The sequence below is a fragment of the Parasediminibacterium paludis genome (genome assembly GCF_042651445.1).
Classification (GTDB): Bacteria; Bacteroidota; Bacteroidia; order Chitinophagales; family Chitinophagaceae; genus Parasediminibacterium; species Parasediminibacterium paludis.
Genome location: NZ_JBHSDC010000029.1, coordinates 140,379 through 161,775 on the forward strand (window position 1 = coordinate 140,379; position 21,397 = coordinate 161,775).

General features: G+C 35.2%; 19 protein-coding genes. 12 read left to right on the top strand and 7 right to left on the bottom strand.

The features are described from left to right. From ACFOW1_RS14520 to ACFOW1_RS14560, 9 genes are all read left to right on the top strand, one after another. Nucleotides 1-828 carry a hypothetical protein gene (locus ACFOW1_RS14520; protein WP_379015248.1) on the top strand — a complete coding sequence of 276 codons (828 nt, stop codon included), beginning with the start codon at nt 1-3 and terminating at the stop codon, nt 826-828. Next, the gene (locus ACFOW1_RS14525) at nt 818-2,113 is read left to right on the top strand and encodes an O-antigen polymerase (protein WP_379015249.1); all 1,296 of its coding nucleotides are present in this window, start codon (nt 818-820) and stop codon (nt 2,111-2,113) included. Before ACFOW1_RS14520 ends, ACFOW1_RS14525 begins: the two co-directional genes overlap by 11 nt. A gap of 82 nt (nt 2,114-2,195) precedes the next feature. After that, nucleotides 2,196-2,810: a DapH/DapD/GlmU-related protein gene (locus tag ACFOW1_RS14530; RefSeq protein WP_379015250.1), complete on the top strand. Its 615-nt coding sequence runs from the start codon at nt 2,196-2,198 to the stop codon at nt 2,808-2,810. Continuing rightward, on the top strand, nt 2,795-3,898 hold the full coding sequence (locus tag ACFOW1_RS14535) for a glycosyltransferase (RefSeq protein ID WP_379015252.1): 1,104 nt from the start codon (nt 2,795-2,797) through the stop codon (nt 3,896-3,898). Before ACFOW1_RS14530 ends, ACFOW1_RS14535 begins: the two co-directional genes overlap by 16 nt. Before the next feature lie 10 nt (nt 3,899-3,908). Continuing rightward, nucleotides 3,909-4,736 carry a glycosyltransferase family 2 protein gene (locus tag ACFOW1_RS14540; RefSeq protein ID WP_379015254.1) on the top strand — a complete coding sequence of 276 codons (828 nt, stop codon included), beginning with the start codon at nt 3,909-3,911 and terminating at the stop codon, nt 4,734-4,736. 6 nt (nt 4,737-4,742) lie between these two features. After that, entirely contained in the window at nt 4,743-5,705 is a 963-nt protein-coding gene (locus ACFOW1_RS14545) for an NAD-dependent epimerase/dehydratase family protein (RefSeq protein ID WP_379015255.1), read from the top strand. Beyond that, nucleotides 5,705-6,415: a nucleotidyltransferase family protein gene (locus ACFOW1_RS14550; RefSeq protein ID WP_379015257.1), complete on the top strand. Its 711-nt coding sequence runs from the start codon at nt 5,705-5,707 to the stop codon at nt 6,413-6,415. Before ACFOW1_RS14545 ends, ACFOW1_RS14550 begins: the two co-directional genes overlap by 1 nt. 107 nt (nt 6,416-6,522) lie before the next feature. Then, complete coding sequence (gmd, locus tag ACFOW1_RS14555; RefSeq protein WP_379015259.1) at nt 6,523-7,635, top strand: GDP-mannose 4,6-dehydratase; 1,113 nt, start codon at nt 6,523-6,525, stop codon at nt 7,633-7,635. Between the two features lie 75 nt (nt 7,636-7,710). Beyond that, the gene (locus tag ACFOW1_RS14560; RefSeq protein WP_379015260.1) at nt 7,711-8,643 is read left to right on the top strand and encodes a GDP-L-fucose synthase family protein; all 933 of its coding nucleotides are present in this window, start codon (nt 7,711-7,713) and stop codon (nt 8,641-8,643) included. Here the strand turns inward: ACFOW1_RS14560 and ACFOW1_RS14565 are convergent. Further along, nucleotides 8,640-9,920 (bottom strand): hypothetical protein, encoded by a 1,281-nt coding sequence (locus ACFOW1_RS14565; protein WP_379015262.1) that lies wholly within the window; start codon nt 9,918-9,920, stop codon nt 8,640-8,642. The genes ACFOW1_RS14560 and ACFOW1_RS14565 overlap by 4 nt on opposite strands. Nucleotides 9,921-9,923: 3 nt before the next feature. Continuing rightward, complete coding sequence (locus tag ACFOW1_RS14570; protein WP_379015263.1) at nt 9,924-11,042, bottom strand: glycosyltransferase; 1,119 nt, start codon at nt 11,040-11,042, stop codon at nt 9,924-9,926. Nucleotides 11,043-11,375: 333 nt separating this feature from the next. Between ACFOW1_RS14570 and rfbB the strand changes: the two genes are divergently transcribed. From rfbB to rfbA, 3 genes are all read left to right on the top strand, one after another. Beyond that, nucleotides 11,376-12,428, top strand: coding sequence for a dTDP-glucose 4,6-dehydratase (gene rfbB / locus ACFOW1_RS14575; protein WP_379015265.1), 1,053 nt, complete (start codon nt 11,376-11,378; stop codon nt 12,426-12,428). A 3-nt stretch (nt 12,429-12,431) separates the two neighbouring features. Continuing rightward, nucleotides 12,432-12,989, top strand: a complete 558-nt coding sequence (rfbC, locus tag ACFOW1_RS14580; RefSeq protein WP_379015266.1) for a dTDP-4-dehydrorhamnose 3,5-epimerase — start codon at nt 12,432-12,434, stop codon at nt 12,987-12,989. 89 nt (nt 12,990-13,078) lie between these two features. Beyond that, nucleotides 13,079-13,936, top strand: a complete 858-nt coding sequence (gene rfbA, locus ACFOW1_RS14585; RefSeq protein ID WP_379015267.1) for a glucose-1-phosphate thymidylyltransferase RfbA — start codon at nt 13,079-13,081, stop codon at nt 13,934-13,936. An 83-nt stretch (nt 13,937-14,019) separates the two neighbouring features. Here rfbA and ACFOW1_RS14590 read toward each other — a convergent pair whose 3' ends face one another. The 5 genes from ACFOW1_RS14590 to ACFOW1_RS14610 form a co-directional block, all read right to left on the bottom strand. Next, a complete protein-coding gene (locus ACFOW1_RS14590) occupies nt 14,020-15,480 on the bottom strand; it encodes an RtcB family protein (protein ID WP_379015268.1) in 1,461 nt (486 codons plus the stop codon). Nucleotides 15,481-15,851: 371 nt separating this feature from the next. Then, nucleotides 15,852-17,048: an acetate/propionate family kinase gene (locus ACFOW1_RS14595; RefSeq protein ID WP_379015270.1), complete on the bottom strand. Its 1,197-nt coding sequence runs from the start codon at nt 17,046-17,048 to the stop codon at nt 15,852-15,854. Between the two features lie 17 nt (nt 17,049-17,065). Beyond that, nucleotides 17,066-19,153, bottom strand: coding sequence for a phosphate acetyltransferase (pta, locus tag ACFOW1_RS14600; RefSeq protein ID WP_379015271.1), 2,088 nt, complete (start codon nt 19,151-19,153; stop codon nt 17,066-17,068). Nucleotides 19,154-19,614: 461 nt separating this feature from the next. Beyond that, on the bottom strand, nt 19,615-20,097 hold the full coding sequence (locus tag ACFOW1_RS14605) for a ribonuclease H-like YkuK family protein (protein WP_379015273.1): 483 nt from the start codon (nt 20,095-20,097) through the stop codon (nt 19,615-19,617). Between the two features lie 42 nt (nt 20,098-20,139). Continuing rightward, the gene (locus ACFOW1_RS14610) at nt 20,140-21,306 is read right to left on the bottom strand and encodes an AAA family ATPase (RefSeq protein ID WP_379015275.1); all 1,167 of its coding nucleotides are present in this window, start codon (nt 21,304-21,306) and stop codon (nt 20,140-20,142) included. Nucleotides 21,307-21,397 lie beyond the last annotated feature (91 nt).

Sequence of the window (21,397 nt, forward strand, 5' to 3'; positions counted from 1 at the left end):
ATGTTATTGGTAACAATAGTGCTTTATAAAAAGAAAATAGTGAATTCGAGTACACTTTTGGGTTTAATAGAGAGTAAATCTGTATTTAATGCAAATGGTTGCAAACTTTTACTTGTTGATAATAGTCCAGAAACCTTGAATGAAATTGATTTAAAGACTCTTCATACTACTTTTATAAATTTTGAATATAAACATTTTCCAGAAAATAAAAGCCTAGCGAGTATTTACAATGAATTTATAAAAGGATATTCAAATGCCACGTCATTTGAATATTTAGTTTTATTAGATGACGATTCGAAAGTTTCAGTTGATTTTATAAATACTATTATCTCAACTATTGAAACTAATTATGATGTGCCTTTACTTCTGCCCATTGTTTACAACAACAAGATAATAGTTAGTCCCGCGTTAGACTATGTTGCCTTCACTCGGCGGTTTAAACAAGTAAAACCAGGACGAATTAGTAGTAAATTTATTACTGCAATCAACAGTGGTATGGTTATATCTTTAAAGTATATAAAAAAAATAAAATTTCATTATGATGAATCATTAACTAACTATGGTACAGATGATTATTTCATGAAACACTATAGATATAATAATAAATCAGTTATTGTAATGCCGTATAAATTTACCCATAGCTTATCCTTTTTTGATAATGATGAGTTAGATGTTAAAATAAAAGTTTTTAAAGCATGCAGAAATAGTAAAATTATATTATATAAAGATAATTTTTTTCATTATTCCTTAGCACTTTTTTATGCAATCTGCAGTTCTCTAAAGCAAAGCGTAAAATATAGAACTATAAAATTTTTATATGTTAATTAGAGATTTTAGAGAACTATGGATAATAATTGGACAAAGTTTTTTATTATTTTTATTATTTTTCTTGTTGTATAAGAAATTCATTTTTTCAATTTTTGATCCTCTTTTTTTCTTTTTAATTACGCAAGCTTTTTCAGTTGAATTATCTATTCTTACCTTAAATTCACTTTATTTTCTCCATATCATTTTTTGCGAGCTATTTTTTTTCTTAGGATTTATCGTTTTAGCACCGTCAAAGAGAAAGTTTAAACATATAGAAATAGGGCACCTACTTAAAGTAACATCTAGTAGTCTTGAATATCTTAATGTTTTTTTGAATATTTCTCTAATTATAATTATAATATCAAATATCTACCTTTTTTCGCAGAGTGGTATTATCTTATTGGCTAAAGATCCATCAGAAAGTAAGGTGACAACATTTTCTGAAGGAGGAGGTTTAGGAGTCGTCCGTAGAATTAACTGGGGGGTTCTTTATTTTAGTGGTTTAATTTCTGTTTTTTTATATTTAAAAACTAATAAGACTAGTTATTTAATCAAATTTCTTATAATAATATTTGTAAGTTCTCTAAGCGGTTCAAAGGGTGCCTTACTATTTTATATACAAGCACTGCCTTTTTTTGCAATATTATATAAGGGGAAAAGCGTTTTCAATAAAATAAAAAAATTAATATATGTACTAATTCCAGTTTCTTGCGCTCTAGTATTGTATATACTTTTTACAATATCTAAAGATGTAGATGCTACTTTTTTTGCACTAGGATATCGGTTTTTATATTTTGGAGATGCTATTTTATTTTACTATGATCAATATTCGTTAAAGCATTTCACAAGTTACTCTATGCTCAATTTTTTGTGGGATGAACTAAGTTCACCCCTTGCTTTATTTAGACTCACCAATTATGAAATACCGCTAGGGTACAAACTTGTAATGTTTAGGGAGAATATTAATACAATTCCAGTTTTTGGTCCGAATGTTCCTTTTTATGTTAAAGGACATATTTACTTTGGATATTTTGGTGCTTTATTGTACTCGTTTTCTCTTGGAATAATAGTTGGATATTTAAGAAGATATTTCTATTTATTACTGATGAGGCTTAAGGAATCTGTAACTTCTATTTTTGCTTTTGTTTTTATAATATTCATAAATTTATTGTTATTCGGAATAGCACAAGACTCTACACTTTTTTTTGGCACTCTTTTCGACACGATTATCTTTTCTATACCTATTTTGGTACTAACGTATATTTTTCTTTATCCAAAAAGACTTTTAAGCGAATATTCGCACTAATTGCAAATTTTCTATAATTTGCTGACTGCCAAAATAAATTGTTAGGGTTTAATCTAAAATATTTGAGCCATTTGTATTAATAATGAATAAATTGATTATCCAAAGTTTAGAAAAGTATACTTTTTTTGGTATTGTAAAGCTTCTTTATAGTTTTATAAGAACAAAGTTATTATTTAAAAACGCAAGATTAATTAGATTTCCGATTGATTTGCGTGGGAAAAAATATATCACAATTAATGATGGTCTTACTACAGGTAATTATTGCCGTATTGAAGTTATAAAATTTAATACGGATATATTGCCATCTTTAAAAATAGGTAAAAACCTGCAAATAAATAATTCAGTACATATTGCATGTACACATCGAGTATTGATAGGTGATGATGTTTTAATCGCAAGTAATGTATTTATTACAGACCATAACCATGGTAATTATTCAGGAAATGAAGAACATGATAATCCGTTTTCTAAGCCTATTGAGAGAAAAATTAATGCTTCACCAGTAACCATAGGAAATCGAGTTTGGCTTGGTGAACATGTTTGTGTTTTACCAGGAGTTACTATAGGTGATGGTTCTATCATTGGCGCTTCGTCCGTAGTGAATAAGAATATTCCCCCGAATTGTATAGCTGCTGGTAACCCCGCTAAAATAATCAAGCAATTTAACTTCAATACACAAAAATGGGAGATTGTATAAAACCTAGGATTGTAATATCAGCTGTTAATTTGCACGAAGCAGGACCCTTAACTATTTTGAAAGATTGCTTGAGAGAATTATCTGATCATTTTACTGTTAATTATGATATAATAGCGTTAGTTGGTAATGTATCAATTTTGGGTGAAGAAAAATATAATATTAAATTTATTGAGCATATAAATGTAAGAAGTTCTTGGATAAATAGAATTTGGTTTGAATATTTTACCTGCAAGAAAATATCAAAAAAGTTAAACCCATATCTGTGGTTCTCCTTGCATGACATAACACCAAATGTGATAACACAAAGGCGAGCTGTATATTGTCATAACCCCTCTCCATTGTATAAGGCAAGTTTAAACGAGGTGAGTTTAGATTTCAAGTTTTATCTTTTTACTATTTTGTATAAATATTTATACCAAATAAACATAAAAAAAAATGACTTTGTTGTGGTGCAGCAAGAAACAATGCGAACATATTTTCAAAAAGGTTTCGGTTTAAAAAATATCGTAGTTGCATACCCTAAAATTTTAGCGCCAAATGTTCCGTTGAAAGCTATAAATAGTTCTGAAAGGTTTATATTTTTTTTTCCATCACAAGCACGTGTATTTAAAAATTTTGAAGTAATACTGCAGGCTGTAGAAATATTGAATAATAAGAGAAACGATTTTGAAGTACGGCTAACTATTGATGGAAATGAGAATCAATACTCGAAATATTTATTTAGAAAGTATAGTAAATTAAAAAATGTTTCGTGGGAGGGACGTAAAACACGTGATGAGGTATTTAATATTTATCAATCTTGTAATGCTGTAATTTTCCCGTCAAAACTAGAAACATGGGGTTTGCCAATAACAGAAGCTAAGTTTTTTAAAAAACAACTTATTGTGGCTGATTTGCCATATGCTCATGAAACAGTTGGTGAATATGATAGAGCTATTTTCTTCAATCCAGATAATGCATATGAATTATGTAAAAAAATGAGTGATCTAATCGATAATAAAGTGGAAAATCAACCTCACCTTTACACAAAGCCATTTATGCCATTTTGTGAAAATTGGAATGAGCTTTTTAATATTCTCTTATCTTAATTATATTATTTTGAAAAAAATAACAATATCTTGTTCTATTGTATTATATAAAAATGACAAAAGTATTCAGGCAACAATAAAATGTGTTTTATCTTCAAATATACCTGTATTTCTTTATTTAATTGATAATTCATCGAAAGACAATCTTAGAATTGATCTTGGGCAATTTATTAACTTACCTAATGTAAAATATATTTTTAATGGTAAGAATATAGGTTTTGGGGCTGCGCATAATATTGCCCTGAAAGAAGTAGTAAAATTCTCGGACTATCATATTGTTCTAAACCCCGATGTTTTATTTGATGAGAATGTATTTAAAGACATCTTTGAATATGCTAAAACTGATAGAAACATTGGCTTGATAATGCCAAAAGTATTAAACCCCGATAGAACAATTCAGTATTTATGTAAGCTATTACCCACACCTAGTGATTTATTGATACGTAGAATTCCTTTTTTTTCTAAATTTTTTAGACAAGACAATTTTGAACTTAGATTCACTTGTTACAATAAAATAATGGAAGTACCATTTTTATCTGGTTGTTTTATGTTTTTACAAACAGAATGTCTTCAAAAAGTCGGTTATTTTGACGAGAATTTTTTTATGTATGCTGAGGATATCGATTTCTGTAGAAGGATTCATAAAAAATATAAAACGATTTTTTATCCTGAAATATCTGTTGTACATGGTTATGCCAAAGGTTCGTATAAAAATATTAAATTATTTATAATACATTTTATAAGTATAATTAAATATTTTAATAAATGGGGTTGGTTTGTAGACAAAGAACGAGAAACTATTAATGCACGAACCCTTCAAAAATTATTAAATAACTAATAAATTATGAATATTTGCATAATCGGTGGTTCTGGCTTCATTGGTACCTATTTGATGGAACTTTTATCAAAAAATAATATTGTTTATAATTTAGATAAAGCAGCTGATAGTAATAATATCAACCATATAAAGGTTGATGTTACAAACCATGCAGCATTAGTTGCAGCTTTTCCTGAAGCAATCGATATCGTTATTTTATTGGCAGCAGAACATAAAGACAATGTATCTCCAAATTCATTATACTATGATGTTAATGTTGAAGGAACTAGAAATGTTCTTAGAGTAATGGATGAAAAGAGGGTATCTAAAATATTGTTTACTAGTAGTGTTGCAGTATATGGATTAAATAAAGTGAACCCAAACGAGGAATCTCCAACAAACCCATTTAATGATTATGGTAAAAGTAAGTTGATGGCTGAAGAAGTGCTGCGAAGTTGGTACAAAAGTGACGCCAATAATACCTTAATCATTATAAGACCTACGGTTGTTTTTGGACCTGGCAATAAAGGAAATGTTTATAATTTACTGACGCAAATTGTCCGTGGAAAATTTATAATGATTGGTAATGGAAATAATATAAAGTCAATGGCTTATGTTGAAAATATTGTCAGCTTTATTATTACATGCATATCGAGTTTAAATAATGGTTATTACTTGTTTAACTATGCTGATAAACCAGATATTTCTACTCGTCAGTTGGTTCAAAAAGTAGAAGAGTTAATGGATAAACAGATAATACCTATTAAAGTACCTTACTGGATAGGCTATGCAGGGGGGGTATTTTTAGATATTATTGGAAAGATTTCAGGTAAAAAATTTTCGATTAGTGCTGTTAGAATAAAAAAATTTTGTGCAACTACCCAGTTTTCATCAATCACTGCAAATACATTGAATTTTAATCCGAGTTTTACTCTGTTTGATGGACTTAGTAAAACCGTTAGTAGTATACAATCTGAATTAAACAACTAATGCAAGCAATTATCCTCGCAGGCGGTTTAGGAACAAGGCTAAGAACTGCTATCAACGAACAACCAAAAGCGCTAGCCCCTGTAGCTGGAAAGCCATTTTTGTACTGGTTAATCTCGTATTTACAAAAACAAGGGGTTACTAATTTTGTATTTTCATTAGGTTACTTGCACGAGCAAGTAGCACATTTTTTGAAGAATCAATTTTCTTACCTCAACTACCAAACTGTTGTAGAAAATGAACCATTGGGTACAGGCGGTGCTATCAAACTATGTTTAAATTTTTGTAGCGATAATGACATCTTACTTGTTAATGGCGATACCTTTTTTGATTTGGATATAGAGGCATTTTACAGAAATTTTATTGAAACAGCTGCTGATTGTTCAATTGCACTTACACCCATGCAACATTTTGATAGATATGGCTCGGTAACAATTACAAGTGATAATATTATTACTGAATTTAATGAAAAACAATACTGCGAAACTGGCTTAATTAATACTGGCTTAGTAGTATTTAAGAAGTCCGTATTTGAATTAGCTACGCATTCACTTGGTGAAAAATTTTCTTTTGAAAAAAACTTTATAGAACCTAACATAACATCTTTGAAAGTTACAGGCTATATTGCGAATGGTTATTTTATAGACATTGGCATACCAGAAGACTATCAAAAGGCTCAAACGGAGATACCACTGTTCTTTTCAAAGCAATAATTGATAATAGGTTGTCGAGGTTTACTATTTCAAATAACAGCACTAACGATTATTGTCCGTTTGAAAGCAGGTACCTTTTTTGAAATTAAATAATAAATCTTATATACATGAAAGTAGCATTAATAACAGGTATTACTGGTCAGGATGGCGCATATTTAGCAGAACTATTGCTAAAAAAGGGCTACCAAGTACACGGCATTAAACGTAGAAGTTCTTTGTTTAATACTGGCAGAATTGACCATTTTTACCAAGATCCACATATTCCAGACCGTAATTTAATATTACACCACGGAGATTTAACCGATAGTACCAATTTAATACGTATTATTCAAGAAGTGCAACCAGACGAAATTTACAATTTGGCTGCTATGAGCCATGTGCATGTAAGTTTTGAAGAGCCCGAATACACGGCCAATGCTGATGGCATTGGTACTTTGCGTATTTTAGAGGCAGTGCGTTTATTGGGGATGATTAAAAAGACCAAGATTTATCAAGCGTCTACTTCAGAATTATATGGCTTAGTACAAGCAGTTCCTCAAAGCGAAACTACACCTTTTTATCCGCGTTCGCCTTATGCTGTCGCTAAACTTTATGCTTATTGGATTACAGTAAACTATCGCGAAGCCTACGGTATGTATGCATGCAACGGTATTTTATTTAACCACGAAAGCCCATTGCGTGGTGAAACGTTCGTAACAAGAAAAATTACCCGTGCCACTGCTAAAATAGCTTTAGGCTTACAAGATACCGTATACTTAGGTAACCTGTCTGCGCGCAGAGACTGGGGGCATGCGAAAGATTATGTAGAAGGCATGTACTTGATTTTGCAACAAGAAACTCCAGAAGATTTTGTATTGGCAACTGGTGTTACGACTGAAATTAGAAACTTCGTTAAAATGTCTTTTGAACAAGTAGGTATACACATTGACTTTAGAGGCGAAGCTGAAAACGAAGAAGGTTTTGTAGAGGCTTGTAACGGTGACTACCAATTACCAATTGGTAAAGTAGTGGTAAAAGTAGATCCACGTTATTATCGACCAACCGAAGTTGAATTACTAATAGGCGACCCTACAAAGGCCAATGAAAAACTTGGCTGGAAACCTAAATACGATCTACAAGCATTGGTTACCGAAATGGTAGCAAGCGATGTAGACATTTTTAAAAAGGAAAAACACTTGCGTGAAAACGGTTTTGCACACAAGAACGAATTCGAAAATTAAACTCATAGCATATCAAAAGCAGCAGGAAACATTATCCTGCTGTTTTTGATTTAATCAACATCCAAATAATACAATATGGATAAGCAAGCGGCAATATATATAGCTGGCCACAGAGGAATGGTTGGTAGTGCCATTGAAAGACGATTAATAAAAGACGGTTATACTAATATCATTACTAAAACATCCTCGGAACTAGACTTGCGTAATCAAGAAGCGGTCAATACTTTTTTTGAAACTGAGCAACCACAATATGTGTTTTTAGCAGCAGCTAAAGTGGGCGGTATTGTGGCCAATAATACGTACAGAGCAGATTTTATTTACGAGAACTTAATGATTGAGGCAAATATCATTCATGCCGCTTATGTGAATAAAGTTGAGAAATTAATGTTTTTAGGTTCTTCTTGTATTTACCCTAAGATGGCGCCACAGCCTTTAAAAGAAGACTATTTATTAAGCGGTTATTTAGAACCCACCAACCAACCATATGCTGTTGCAAAAATTGCAGGTATTGAGCTGTGTGATGGTTATAGAGCGCAATATGGTTGTAATTTTATTTCTGCAATGCCTACCAATTTGTATGGGCCAAATGATAACTACGATTTACAAAAATCACACGTTTTGCCAGCCATGTTGCGTAAATTTATTACTGCAAAACGTAATAATTTTCCTAGCGTAGAATTGTGGGGAACAGGTAGCCCAATGAGAGAGTTTTTGTATGTTGATGAAGTTGCAGATGCTTGTTTGTTTTTGATGGCTAGCTATAACGATCAAGGATTGGTTAACATTGGCTGTGGTTACGATGTGTCAATTAAAGAATTGGCATTACTCATTAAAGCCATTGTGGGCTACGAAGGCGAGATTATTTTTGATACTACAAAGCCCGACGGCACGCCAAGGAAGTTGATGGATGTAAGCAAAATCAATCATCTAGGCTGGAAATCGAAGATTACACTTGAACAAGGTATAAAAATGGTCTATGAAGATATAAAGGAGACAGTTTGGGACTAATACGAGTATAAATGAAGTCGTTTGTTCAACCAATTTTCTAATGTATTATGGCTATCGCAAATAATAAACATTGGTAGCAATAACATCACTTCAAAAAATATACGGTACCGTACAATAGCACCAGCAAATGGCACGGTATATCCAATCATTAAATAATTAATAAGGGCTAAAAACAATAGGAGCATCAATAGAGGATGTTTTGTTATTGTTTTTAGCTTTTTTATTTGTACCAAAGCGGCTATAATAACAATTAATATAAATGCAGTTTCTACTGCTGCAAATAGTAATAATGGGCTTTTTCCTTCAGTGATATAAGGGCGAAAAAAAGTATGATTGATAGCGTAAGGTAATACATTTGTGTAGCTAGAAAATGTGCCTACCAGTTGCGGTACAAACATATAAGAGCCGCCTTCTAAATGTTGAAAGGCCTCTTGTCTTTCGGCCATTTTTTGCGGCAGATTAAACGCATTTGGACCTAAACTCGACAGGAAAAAAAGTGCGGCAAAACTTAAGGTATAAATGCTAAAAATGTATAAGGCTTGGGCTTTGAAATATTTGCAACTCCAAAAAGCAAGTAATACAGGTATTAAAGACAATGCCACAAAATTTCTTACCAGAACTAATAATGCAAAGTATAGTGCAGCTTTTACTAAGTGATCAATCCTTTTATGTTCACTGTATTCAACAAAATAGAATAAACAACCTGAAAGCCCAATAAAAGCAAGACCGTCTTTTCTGATGCCACTTTCCCAAAAGATAAACGGTAGAAAAAGAAAAATAATAACAAATGCGGTGGCTCTTTTTTGTGGGAAATAATTGATAAATAATTTGTAGAAAAAATAGTGCCCCCAAAAAGTCAACAAATTAAAAAATAGTACGTTGATATAGTAATTACCGCTGCTTAAAATATTAAAAACAGCCAGTAATTTTATTAAAATATTGTATTGCAAATCTTTCCAATAGTTATTGGTAGTATCGAAAAATGTAATTGCCTGGCTTTTATCATAGGAGTGACTAAATAAGGCTTTTATAAATTGCCAAGGATGATGCGATAAGGTTTGATATTCTTGCAAAGACTGTCGGTGGTATAGCCAAGTATCATCACCGTTATAAAACTTCAAAAATAAATAGCCATAAATACAGCCAAGTATCAACTTAATAGTAAATATTGCGGCGGCATGTTTAAAGCTAAGGTCTATTATTTTATTTTTTGTAAGAAAGTAGAATAGTGATAGTACAAGCAAAAAGTATACTGGCAGTAATAGTATCGATGTCATACCTTAATGTCTAAAAATTGAATTGGCAAGTGCCTGTTCAAGCACCTTATTCATAGTTATGCTTATCTTTTCATAACTATAACGCGTTTGGTAAAGATGACCACTATTTTGTCCGAAAGCAATTATTTTATTTTGTTGGTAATAGCTTATAATAAACTTGGCCAGCGCAATGGCATCACCTACTGCAATAGTGTTGCCATTTTTACCTTCTTCAATAATTTCTGCAATACCCCCCACCTTAGTACCTATAATAGGCTTATGTTTTTGTATCGCTTCAATTAATGCAATTGGTAAACCTTCGTAAAAAGTTGGTAAAATGACGAGATCACAATGATTATAGCAATGATTAATATCACTTACTTCACCAAGCAAACTGATATAGGGTGCTAACTGATATTGTTGAATTAATTGTTCAATATAGCTTCTCTGTGGACCATCACCCGCAAAAGTAAAATGAATATTGGATAAGCTTTTTTGATCGATAATATATTTAAGCGCTTTAATAGCCGTGCGATGGTCTTTCTGTTTTCTAAAACAAGCTACCATTAATACATTGTTAAACAATTTCACTTGTTCTTCATTGCCATTTGCAGCTTTATGCATATTGGGGCATACAAATACCTGCTTATCATCTAATCTCAGTACCTGTTTACCGAAGTTAGCCGTGTGGTGAGAAACACAAAAATAACTATCACTAAATGGCTTTAAACATCGTTCAATAAAGCGACCAAATATTTGTTGGTACCAAGGGGTTCCTTTTTCAAAAGACCAGCCATGAACGGTAAAAATATTCGGCACTTTGATAATATGACAAACGATTCTTGTAATAATACCTGCCTTACTTGAATGTGAAATAACTATATCTGGTTGATAGTTTTTTATAATTTGTTGTAGGCTTGTAGCTGCCAAAATATCACTAAAAATATTATATGTGTTTTTAAGTGTAGGTAAATGACGAACCTGTACCTTCATGGCTTCTATTTCGGCAGACGCAATGCCAACTTCGCCACTTACCACTAAGCATTCGTGTTGGCGAACTAAATGGTCTCTTACACTTTCTACAACATGACGCTGTGCACCATACATTTTATCAAGTTGAGTAATTACATGTAAAATCCGCATTCGCTATATAGAATTATTCTAGTCTATTTTGTATCGAAATTAAAGGGAAATGCTAATTAAATAGTTTTTGTCAAATAAAATAAACAATAGAGGAGGCGCTTATCAATTAATTATAGTAATCACTTTAACAATGGTCTTAGAAATTAGGTAGGCTGCCATTTTAATTCATTAGATATCTTCACACAAAGTCTACTATTTTTACACAAGTATAAGTGTATTTTAGGCCCCTGATTTATGGTATTTGTAATAAGATATTTTACATAAAATCTATAAATCGCTTATTTTGCGCGTAGATCCTTGATTGAAACACTACAAACCACATACACAAATAACATGAAAAACATTCTCATTACAGGCGGTGCGGGCTTTATTGGCAGCCATGTGGTGCGTTTATTTGTTACCAAATATCCCCACTATCATATTATCAATTTAGATGCGCTAACCTATGCGGGTAATTTAGAAAATCTAAAAGATATCGATCAATCGGCTAATTATTCGTTTGAGAAAGTAAACCTGTTAGATGTTGATGGTTTGGTAAAGGTATTTGACAAACATCAAATTTCAGATATTATTCATTTAGCTGCAGAAAGCCACGTAGATAGAAGTATTGAGAGTCCGCTTGACTTTGTGTATACCAATATTATTGGTACCGTAAACTTGCTAAATGTTGCTAAAGCCAAATGGGCGGCAGATTTTAGCAAGCATTTATTTTACCATATTTCTACCGATGAAGTATATGGTGCTTTAGGTGCTGAAGGCTTTTTTACCGAAACCACACCTTACCATCCTAATTCTCCCTACTCTGCAAGTAAAGCAGCATCAGACCATTTTGTGCGTGCTTATGCAGAAACCTATGATATTCAGACAGTGATTTCAAACTGTTCAAATAACTATGGGCCTTACCATTTTCCAGAAAAATTAATACCATTATTCATTAATAATATTATCCATAAAAAGCCTTTACCAGTGTATGGCGATGGCTTATACACACGTGATTGGCTGTTTGTAAAAGACCATGCTACGGCGATTGATACTATTTTTCACAATGGCAAGGTAAATGACACCTACAATATTGGTGGCTTCAATGAGTGGAAGAATATTGACTTGGTGAAATTGCTTTGCGCTTTAATGGACAAGAAACTGGGTAGAGCAGCAGGCGAAAGCGAGCAACTAATTACTTACGTAAAAGACCGCCCAGGCCACGATAGACGCTATGCAATAGATGCCACTAAACTCAATAAAGAACTAGGCTGGAAACCTTCGGTAACTTTTGAAGAAGGGCTAGCGCAAACCATCGATTGGTACTTAGAAAACACCGAATGGTTGAACAATGTTACTAGTGGTAACTATGCAAGGTATTACGAATCAATGTACGCAAATAGATAAGTAATGAAGGTTCAGGAAACAACATTGAAAGACTGTTTTATTATTTACGATACCGTTTTTAAAGACGATAGAGGCTACTTTTTTGAGAGCTTTAACTTGCAGCGCTTTGCAAGCTTAATAGGTATTACACCCAATTTTGTGCAAGACAATCAGTCAAAGTCTAGCCGAGGTGTGCTGCGCGGTATTCACTTTCAGCAAGGTGAACATGTACAGGCAAAACTAGTGCGTGTATTAGAAGGCAAAGTGCTAGATGTGGCGGTAGATTTACGTAAAAACTCGCCCACATTTGGTGAGCATGTTGCGGTGGAACTATCAGAAGATAACCACACACAATTGTTTGTACCAAGAGGTTTTGGTCATGCGTTTGTAGTACTTAGCCCTACGGCTACTTTCTTCTACAAATGCGATAATCTGTACAACAAAGCGAGCGAAGGCGGTATTATCTATAACGATCCAGCCATAGGTATTGACTGGCAAATAGATACGGCCGACTTATTATTATCAGAAAAAGACGCCGCATTACCAACCTTAAACGAGATCAAAGACAGTTTATATTTTTAGTGAGTTGTTAATAGTAAATAGTCAAATAAACGTTTTAACTATTAGCTTTTTACCATCCACTTTTCACCATTCACTAACTATTAATCATCATGAAAGGCATCATATTAGCAGGCGGTAGCGGTACAAGATTGTATCCTATTACAAAAGGTATAAGTAAACAATTAATGCCCATTTACGATAAGCCCATGATTTACTACCCATTATCGGTATTAATGTTGGCAGGTATTAAAGACGTATTAATTATTACCACACCAGAAGATGCCCCCCAGTTTAAGAAACTCTTGGGTGATGGTAAAGACCTAGGCTGTAGGTTTGAATATGCGGTGCAAGAAAAGCCGAATGGATTAGCGCAGGCATTTGTAATAGGTGATGATTTTGTGGGTAAAGATAAAGTGGCGTTGGTTTTGGGAGATAATATCTTTTACGGCGCTGGCTTTAGTAAATTGCTTCAATCTTTTAATGATGTAGATGGTGCTGCCATATTTGCGTACGAGGTAAACGACCCAGAGCGCTATGGTGTGGTAGATTTTGATGACAATTTTAAAGCCTTATCAATCGAGGAAAAGCCAGTGACGCCTAAGTCTAATTATGCCGTACCAGGCTTGTACTTTTACGATAACCAAGTGGTAGAAATAGCGAAAAATATACCACTATCGCCAAGGGGCGAATACGAAATCACGGATGTCAACCGCGTCTATCTTGAGCAGCAACAGCTACATGTGGGTGTTATGAACAGAGGTACAGCATGGCTAGATACTGGTACATTCGATTCATTGGCGGATGCTTGTGAGTTTGTACGTGTGATAGAAAAGCGCCAAAGCCAAAAGATAGGTTGTATAGAGGAAGTTGCCTACCGTATGGGCTTTATTACCAAAGACCAACTGCTAGTACTAGCCGATAAATATGCCAAAAGTGGCTATGGTGAATACCTTAGAAGATTGAAATAATTACCAATACTCTTGGCGGAGCCAAACGAAAAAGGGGGTCAATCTTGAAAAATCAAGATTGACCCCCTTTAATTTTTACACTGTTATTCGCCTGCAACAAACGCGTTTTCACCTTTCTTCGGCTTGCGCCATTGGTTGGTTTCTGCACCGCACATTTTTACAATTTTGGGTGTAAACTTTCCTACTACATCTACCAAACTGGTTTGGCTTTGCATAACCGCTTGTATGTCTTTATAGGCAAATGGTGCTTCATCTAATCCGCCACCTAACAACTTAACGCCATGCTTTTTTAACGCTTCTTGCAAAGCATGGTGCGTAATGCTACTGAGGGCTTGTGTACGGCTCATTTTGCGCCCCGCACCGTGGCTGGCAGAATTGATGCTGGCAGTTTCGCCTTTACCTTTTACAATAAAGCCATCGGCTGTCATGCTGCCTGGTATAATACCTAATACATCTTTACCTGCTGGTGTAGCGCCTTTACGGTGTACAATTACTTCACGGCCTTCCCATATTTCTTTCCAAGCAAAATTGTGGTGGTTTTCTACCATTTTTATAGGTTGTCGACCTAATTGCTTGGCAATTTTAGCATGGATGATATGGTGACAGGCACTTGCGTAATCGCCAGCCAAGTTCATGGCAATCCAATATTCTTGACCTTCTTGCTCGTTCATGTTTAACCAAGCAAGGTTTTTAGCTTCTTGCGGTAAGCGCCTTTTGCTAATGGCGAGTTTTGTATAATGTTGTGCGATATTTGCCCCCAAGGCTCTAGAACCCGAGTGACTTAATAGTCCAACATAATTACCTGGCGCTACACCTAAAGTAGCATCTTGCTCGGTAATGGTTACAGCGCCAAACTCAACAAAGTGATTACCACTACCAGAGCTACCTAATTGTCGCCAAGCCCTACCTTGTAAGGCTTTTAGTATTGGTAACTGATAAAAGGCTTCGTGCTCCATTATTTCGTGATTGGCGGGTTTTACAAACTGTGCACCGCTGCCAAATAAGGTAGCTTCGCCAATTTCTCTGGCAAAAAAGGCTTCACGCTGTGTCAATTCTTTGGCATCAACATCAAAAATGCTTAAGCACATTCTGCACCCAATATCTACACCTACACCATAAGGTATTACTGCATTATTGGTAGCTAATACACCGCCAATTGGTAGGCCATACCCATGGTGCGCATCGGGCATTAAAGCGCCTGCTATAGCTACTGGGATTTTTACGGCTGTATACATTTGGTGAAAAGCGCCTTGCTCAATATGCTCGGCGCCAAAAGTGTTGAAAGGCGCACCTGTGGTATTTAGTGAAATCTCTGGTTCACCTATTTCTGTTTTAGGTAAAAGTTTATCGGCTATTGCGCCTAAAACGGCATCTTTTGTATAGTTTGCAGGAGATGCCAATACTGCTTGTAAAGTTTTCATGACATCCTCCTTTTTATTGTGTTTAAAATGTTTCTCTGCAACGCTCATGGCTACAGGAATGACAGGGCTTTCGGGAAACCCTATGGCTCTCAGCTCTTTGGCTGTTATGTTTAACTTACTCATTTGTTATGTTTTTTGTCAACCACAGCGGCACATCGATTGTATACGATGCACAGCGTGGAATTTTAGATTTTGGTCAATTGTCCATAGAAGACAGACGATAGTAAGCGCGAAGGTCTAACCGCAAAGGATACAAAGGTTTATCGCTGATGGTTCATTGGTGATAGTATGTGCGACTAGAAAAACACCCCTAGCTCCTCTAGAAGAGGGGATGTTTTAGACGCAAAAGATTATGCTGATTTGTTGAAGGAAATTCTACAGATGCAGTGTGCGACGCCTATGCAGTAACATAGTAGTACTGGCGATGGTGATATAAAAACTACACGCTAATAATCGTAATTATAGCTTGTAGTAACCAAGTACATAGGATTAGATTATTGGCACAAAGTATAGCATTGTGTGGCTATTTCTTTTTCTTCGTTGGTAGGCACTACGACAATTTTTATGGTTGCGTTATCCGCTTGAATTTCTCTAATACTGCTGGTTCTTATGCTGTTTTTAGCTGCATCCAAATATATGTTGAGGCCTTCTAGGTTTTCGCAGATTTTGGCTCTAGTATACGCATCATTTTCACCAATACCACCTGTAAACAGCAATACATCTACCCCATTTAGCGCTGCGATATAGCTGCCAATAAATTTCTTTGCCTTATACACAAATATTTGATGGGCTAATATAGCATCAGCATCGCCTTTTTGGATAAGCGCCTGTAAGTCTCGCATATCGCTCACGCCGGCAAGACCCAACAAACCACTTTTTTTATTAAGAATATCGTTCACTTGTTGTAAGGTATAACCAAGTTCATTTACCATGTAGAAAATTACTGTTTGGTCAATATCGCCCACTCTTGTACCCATTACCAAACCATTCATAGGGCCTAAACCCATTGAGGTATCTCTACATTTGCCATTGGCAATAGCAGTGATACTGCAACCATTACCAAGGTGTAACGAAATGATTTTTAGGTTAGGATTGTTGTAATGCTTAGTTACCTGCTCGCTTACATATTTGTGACTAGTACCGTGAAAGCCATAATTGCGAATTTTGTCTTTCTCGTATAACGCTTTTGGTACTGCCATACGGTAAGCTATTGGCGGCATGGTTTGGTGAAAAGCGGTATCGAACACCGCCACTTGTTTTGCGCTTGCAAATACCTCCTCAGCAACATTTATACCTAATAAATGAGCAGGATTGTGTAAAGGACTTAATGCAAAGAGGTAACGAATTTTATCTTTAACGGCTTGTGTAATCAAAGCTGTGCTTACAAAATTGGCGCCACCATGTACTACTCTATGGCCGACTACATCTATTTCTGAAGGACTCGTAATAACGCCTTTGTTAACATCGGTTAATAAATTGGCAACTGCTTTTAAACCCTCTGTATGATTAGGAATATCACCGGTAAACTGGTATTCTTCAAAAGTATTGCCACGTAAATATTTGTAGGTTAATACAGCATTTTTTAAGCCAATACGCTCAACCAAACCTGTACAGATAACGGTAGCTTGTGGCATAACAAACAGTTGGTATTTAATAGAGCTGCTGCCTGAGTTGATAACTAGAACCTTCATACGCTAGATAGTTTTGTTTATTGTGCCTGAATTGCGGTAATAACCACTGTGTTGAAAATATCATCCACCGTACAACCTCTACTTAAATCGTTTACTGGTTTGTTAAGACCTTGTAACATTGGACCGATAGCAATAGCGCCTGTTTCTCGCTGTACAGCTTTGTAAGTATTGTTGCCTGTATTTAAGTCTGGGAAAATTAACACACTTGCTTGGCCAGCTACAACTGAGTTGGGTAGCTTTTGCTTACCAACAACCGGATCTACCGCAGCATCGTATTGTATAGGGCCTTCAATAGCTAAATCTGGCCTTTGTAGTTTTACAATTTCGGTTGCAGCACGTACTTTTTCTACTTCTTCGCCTTGGCCACTACTGCCTGATGAATAAGATAGCATGGCTATTTTTGGTTCTATACCAAACATTTTACTGCTTTCGGCAGAGGTAATTGCTATCTCTGCAAGCTGCGCAGCGGTAGGATTAGGGTTTACGGCGCAATCGCCAAAAACACTCACCCTATCTGGTAAACACATAAAGAAAACAGAAGATACGGTAGAGACACCGGGCTTGGTTTTTACAAATTGTAAGGCTGGTCTAATGGTATGCTGTGTGGTATGATTCGCACCTGATACCATGCCATCTGCCTCGCCTAAGTACACCATCATGGTACCGAAATAAGACACATCGGTCATTAAATCTCGCGCCATATCTAAGGTTACATTTTTGCTTTTGCGTAGCTCGTACAAGGTTTGTACATAATCTTCAAAACGTGTACTGTTTTTAGGATATACAATAGCAACCTTGCTTAAATCTAAATTAAGATTCAGCCTTTTAACGGCTGATTGAATATCTGTAGTATTGCCTAGCAAAGTAAGGTTTACAATGCCTTGGTTGATTAACCGAGAAGCGGCAATGATAATTCTATCATCATTACCTTCTGGCAATACAATATGCTTTTTGTTAGATAAAGCGCGTTTTACCAATTGGTACTGAAACATGTGTGGTGTAATACCTTCTGGCACAAAAGCTTCGATACGTGCCTCTATGCTCGATACATCTACATGCTTTTCAAACTCGGTAATGGCGGTTTCTATCTTGTTTTTGTTATCAGCATAAATGTGAGATTTGGTAGCGCTTACTTTGGCCACTGTATCAAACGTACCCGTAGTAACCCATACAATAGGAAACACATTTTCAAGCCCTTCTATTAGTTTAATAATAGGCTCTTCTGGCAATAGGCCACCGGTTAAAATCATACCTGCAACACGCGGATAATTTTTGGATAAATTGGCTTGCAAGGCTGCTAAAATAATATCGCCTCTATCGCCCGGTGTAACGATTAAGGTATTGTCTTCTAAGCGTGGTAACAAGTTGCGTAACTGCATCGCACCCACAATATATTTGCTTACGAGGTTATCGCTAAAGTCTTTACCAAATAAAAAGTTGCCACTAACCGATTCTGTAATCTCTTTCATGGTAGGGCTGCTAAGACCTTTATGGTAAGGGATGCAAGACAGCAGAATTTCTTTTGGAAGGCGTACTTTACATATTTGCTTAATAGCTTCAATGTCTTTTTCGTTGGCTTTGTTGATAATAGAGGCTAATACTTGCACCTCGCTCATCGCAAAACTATTAACCGATGTCAACATATAATCTACTGCTTCGTCAATGGTTCTATTATCGCCATTAATAACCAAAATGGTTGGTATGCCTAGATTTTTGGCTATTTCTACATTGATCTTTAACTCAAAAGTGTTGCCTTCTGTTTCAAAATCGGTACCTTCTACAATTACAAAGTCGTGTGTGTCTTCTAGCTTTTTGTATTTAGCAATAATGGTATCAATAATTTTCGATTCGTTGCCCTCACTACGTAAGCGCATCACTTCATCTCTTGTAAAGGCAAACATATCAGACTTCTTTTCTTCTAAACTGAAGTAAGAAGTAATGGTATCTATGTGGCTATTAACAGATTGGTTAGGATAATGCTTTACAATAGGCTTGAAGTACGCTACATTTTTGTAGTGTCCACGAAGCTTATTCATTAGCCCAATGGCTATGAGCGACTTACCGCTAGCGGCGTCGGTAGTAGCAATAAAAACGCCTCTTGTCATATATCAATTATTTGCTTGTGATAAATAAGTACTAATTAAAGTGCAAAACTTAGCTTTAGTGAGCAGTATAAAAATGACGCAAGTCATTTTTATTACCTTTTTACTCATCAAACCTGCGCTTAAAAGTATCCATTTCCGTCAAAAGATAGGTCTTTATCGTGTGTATAGAAGCTTTTGTATAGAAACTTGGCTTAAAATTCGCATCGCATTACAGCGCATACATTTCTATATGCCCCTTAGCCATTTTTATATGACTCTCGACCATTTTTAAGTGACTCTTAGTGATTTCTTAGTGCCTCTTAGGCATTTCTTAGTGACGCGCACGCATTTTTCTATGGTAAGAAGCCATTTTTCAGTGCTTCTCAACCATTTTATTACACAAACCAATTGTTTAGTTGTAACTTCTTATTTTATTTCTATATTTCAAAGAGCTTGGTATTAACTGTTATAATACCCATATTTTAATGCACCATTCTATCGGCACAATCTGAACTTGCAAATGCATGTGGCTTGGCCTTAAAAGCAAAACCCATACCCATGATATAACCCATAGCTTCTTTTAAAGCGGTATTACTTTTAAAGTTGGGATTGGTGTTAATATCGGCGTGAACCTCTAAGTGTACATTAAAAGCGATAAATAATTGGCAAAGGCTATAAGCCACGTCAATACTGCATGCTACCTCTTTTAACATCCTTTCTTTCACTGGCATTTTACGCTTGGTACCTTGGTTACAGATATACATAAATGCACCCTTGCCTTGCCGTACAAATACGATAACGGTGGCAAATGCTGTTTCCCTACTTTTTACCTGGCTATCGGTGCCAATGCATACTTTAATGGTATTGCCGGCTGCTTTTTCTTTTAGTAAAGCCTGCCTTACTGCTTCTTCAATAGGTTGCTTGATAGGCGTGCCATTGAAGTATTGCCATTGTTGCTGTTGCATGATGGTGTTGGTTTTTAGAACCACCATGCAACAGCATGGTGGTTAGTTTTCTAATACTGGTTCTAGGCGTCTAAAACCAATGACATTCACTTGTTTGGTTTCATGATGCGTTTCCTCAGGATTGGTTATTTCAGCTAAAGTCATTGGTTTGTTTACCTGAATAGGCTTTTGTAAATGCTTTGCTAATGCTTGTGCTTTTACTGTTGCTAGTTTGCTAAATTCATATCTAGCTATCAAGCGGCCTTTGCGTAGCAAGGCATTGTCTACCAAGTGTAACTCACTGTTGAACGTGCAAATGATTTGTACATTTAAACAATCGCTTAGTAAGCCATCGCTAATATTTAGTAAATTACTCACACTGCTTTGGCTACTGTAACGCCTATCCATAATAATGTTTTCAGCATCTTCAATGACTAGAATTGAGTTAGGATTATCTAGTAATAAATCCATGAATTCTGGGTTCATTAAGTTGCCAGCGACACTAGGCGATACGAACATGACCTTCTTTTTTAAGTTACCGATTAAGTAACGCAAGTAGGTTGTTTTACCCGTACCTGGTAAACCATGTAGCAACACAATGCCTTTATCATTTTCTTTTGATAAGCGTTCATTGATGGTATTGTGTACCGCTAAAAAATCGTCGTTGTAGTACAAGTTGATATCTAGTTTTGTAGGCTTAATAGCCAATGTTTTTAAATCTAGACTGCCACCGCTTAGCGAGATAATATTGATTTCGTAATCATCTTCTTTCTGTGGCGCCTTCATGGTTTTAAAGGTGTGTAGCATCTTGTTAGCTCTGTCATAATCGTTATTGCTAAACAATATTTCTAGCCAGTCGTCACCTAGTTTTACCATCATTTTGCCTTGTAGTTTAAACAATGTTTTACTAAACTCAATTTGCTCTTGCTGCCAGTTAAAATAGTTGCGCTGGTAGGTAGCGGTTACTTTACCAAATTGCCCAGATTGAATTACACTGAAAATAGCACTTGTATTTACATTGCCTATGTAAGCAATACAAGGCATAGTGTTAAACTCTTTCAAGTAAAAGTTTTTAGCCTCAATAAAGTATTCATCAAAAAGCCCTGTTGGTTTTTGCTTTTTCAATGTGTTAATTATTTTATGCCATCCATTTATGATGCTCGTTCTTAGTAAGGGCATTAGTAGCATTACTACGCGTATCATAAAAATGGCGATGATAATGATTGCCATGATTGTTAGTTTTATGTGTTAGTTGTTAATAGATTGAACATCCCGTTCTCGCTATTTCATTACAAAGGCACGCATAGTGGTACAGTTTAGT

Excerpts from the sequence above, each read along its gene's own strand:
- ACFOW1_RS14535 (WP_379015252.1), top strand. The coding sequence starts at position 2,795 with ATGGGAGATTGTATAAAACCTAGGATTGTAATATCAGCTGTTAATTTG.
- ACFOW1_RS14550 (WP_379015257.1), top strand. The coding sequence starts at position 5,705 with ATGCAAGCAATTATCCTCGCAGGCGGTTTAGGAACAAGGCTAAGAACT.
- gmd (WP_379015259.1), top strand. The coding sequence starts at position 6,523 with ATGAAAGTAGCATTAATAACAGGTATTACTGGTCAGGATGGCGCATAT.
- rfbB (WP_379015265.1), top strand. The coding sequence starts at position 11,376 with ATGAAAAACATTCTCATTACAGGCGGTGCGGGCTTTATTGGCAGCCAT.
- ACFOW1_RS14560 (WP_379015260.1), top strand. The coding sequence starts at position 7,711 with ATGGATAAGCAAGCGGCAATATATATAGCTGGCCACAGAGGAATGGTT.
- ACFOW1_RS14570 (WP_379015263.1), bottom strand. The coding sequence starts at position 11,042 with ATGCGGATTTTACATGTAATTACTCAACTTGATAAAATGTATGGTGCA.
- ACFOW1_RS14565 (WP_379015262.1), bottom strand. The coding sequence starts at position 9,920 with ATGACATCGATACTATTACTGCCAGTATACTTTTTGCTTGTACTATCA.
- ACFOW1_RS14610 (WP_379015275.1), bottom strand. The coding sequence starts at position 21,306 with ATGGCAATCATTATCATCGCCATTTTTATGATACGCGTAGTAATGCTA.
- ACFOW1_RS14525 (WP_379015249.1), top strand. The coding sequence starts at position 818 with ATGTTAATTAGAGATTTTAGAGAACTATGGATAATAATTGGACAAAGT.
- ACFOW1_RS14520 (WP_379015248.1), top strand. The coding sequence starts at position 1 with ATGTTATTGGTAACAATAGTGCTTTATAAAAAGAAAATAGTGAATTCG.
- ACFOW1_RS14530 (WP_379015250.1), top strand. The coding sequence starts at position 2,196 with ATGAATAAATTGATTATCCAAAGTTTAGAAAAGTATACTTTTTTTGGT.
- rfbC (WP_379015266.1), top strand. The coding sequence starts at position 12,432 with ATGAAGGTTCAGGAAACAACATTGAAAGACTGTTTTATTATTTACGAT.
- ACFOW1_RS14595 (WP_379015270.1), bottom strand. The coding sequence starts at position 17,048 with ATGAAGGTTCTAGTTATCAACTCAGGCAGCAGCTCTATTAAATACCAA.
- ACFOW1_RS14605 (WP_379015273.1), bottom strand. The coding sequence starts at position 20,097 with ATGCAACAGCAACAATGGCAATACTTCAATGGCACGCCTATCAAGCAA.
- pta (WP_379015271.1), bottom strand. The coding sequence starts at position 19,153 with ATGACAAGAGGCGTTTTTATTGCTACTACCGACGCCGCTAGCGGTAAG.
- ACFOW1_RS14545 (WP_379015255.1), top strand. The coding sequence starts at position 4,743 with ATGAATATTTGCATAATCGGTGGTTCTGGCTTCATTGGTACCTATTTG.
- ACFOW1_RS14590 (WP_379015268.1), bottom strand. The coding sequence starts at position 15,480 with ATGAGTAAGTTAAACATAACAGCCAAAGAGCTGAGAGCCATAGGGTTT.
- rfbA (WP_379015267.1), top strand. The coding sequence starts at position 13,079 with ATGAAAGGCATCATATTAGCAGGCGGTAGCGGTACAAGATTGTATCCT.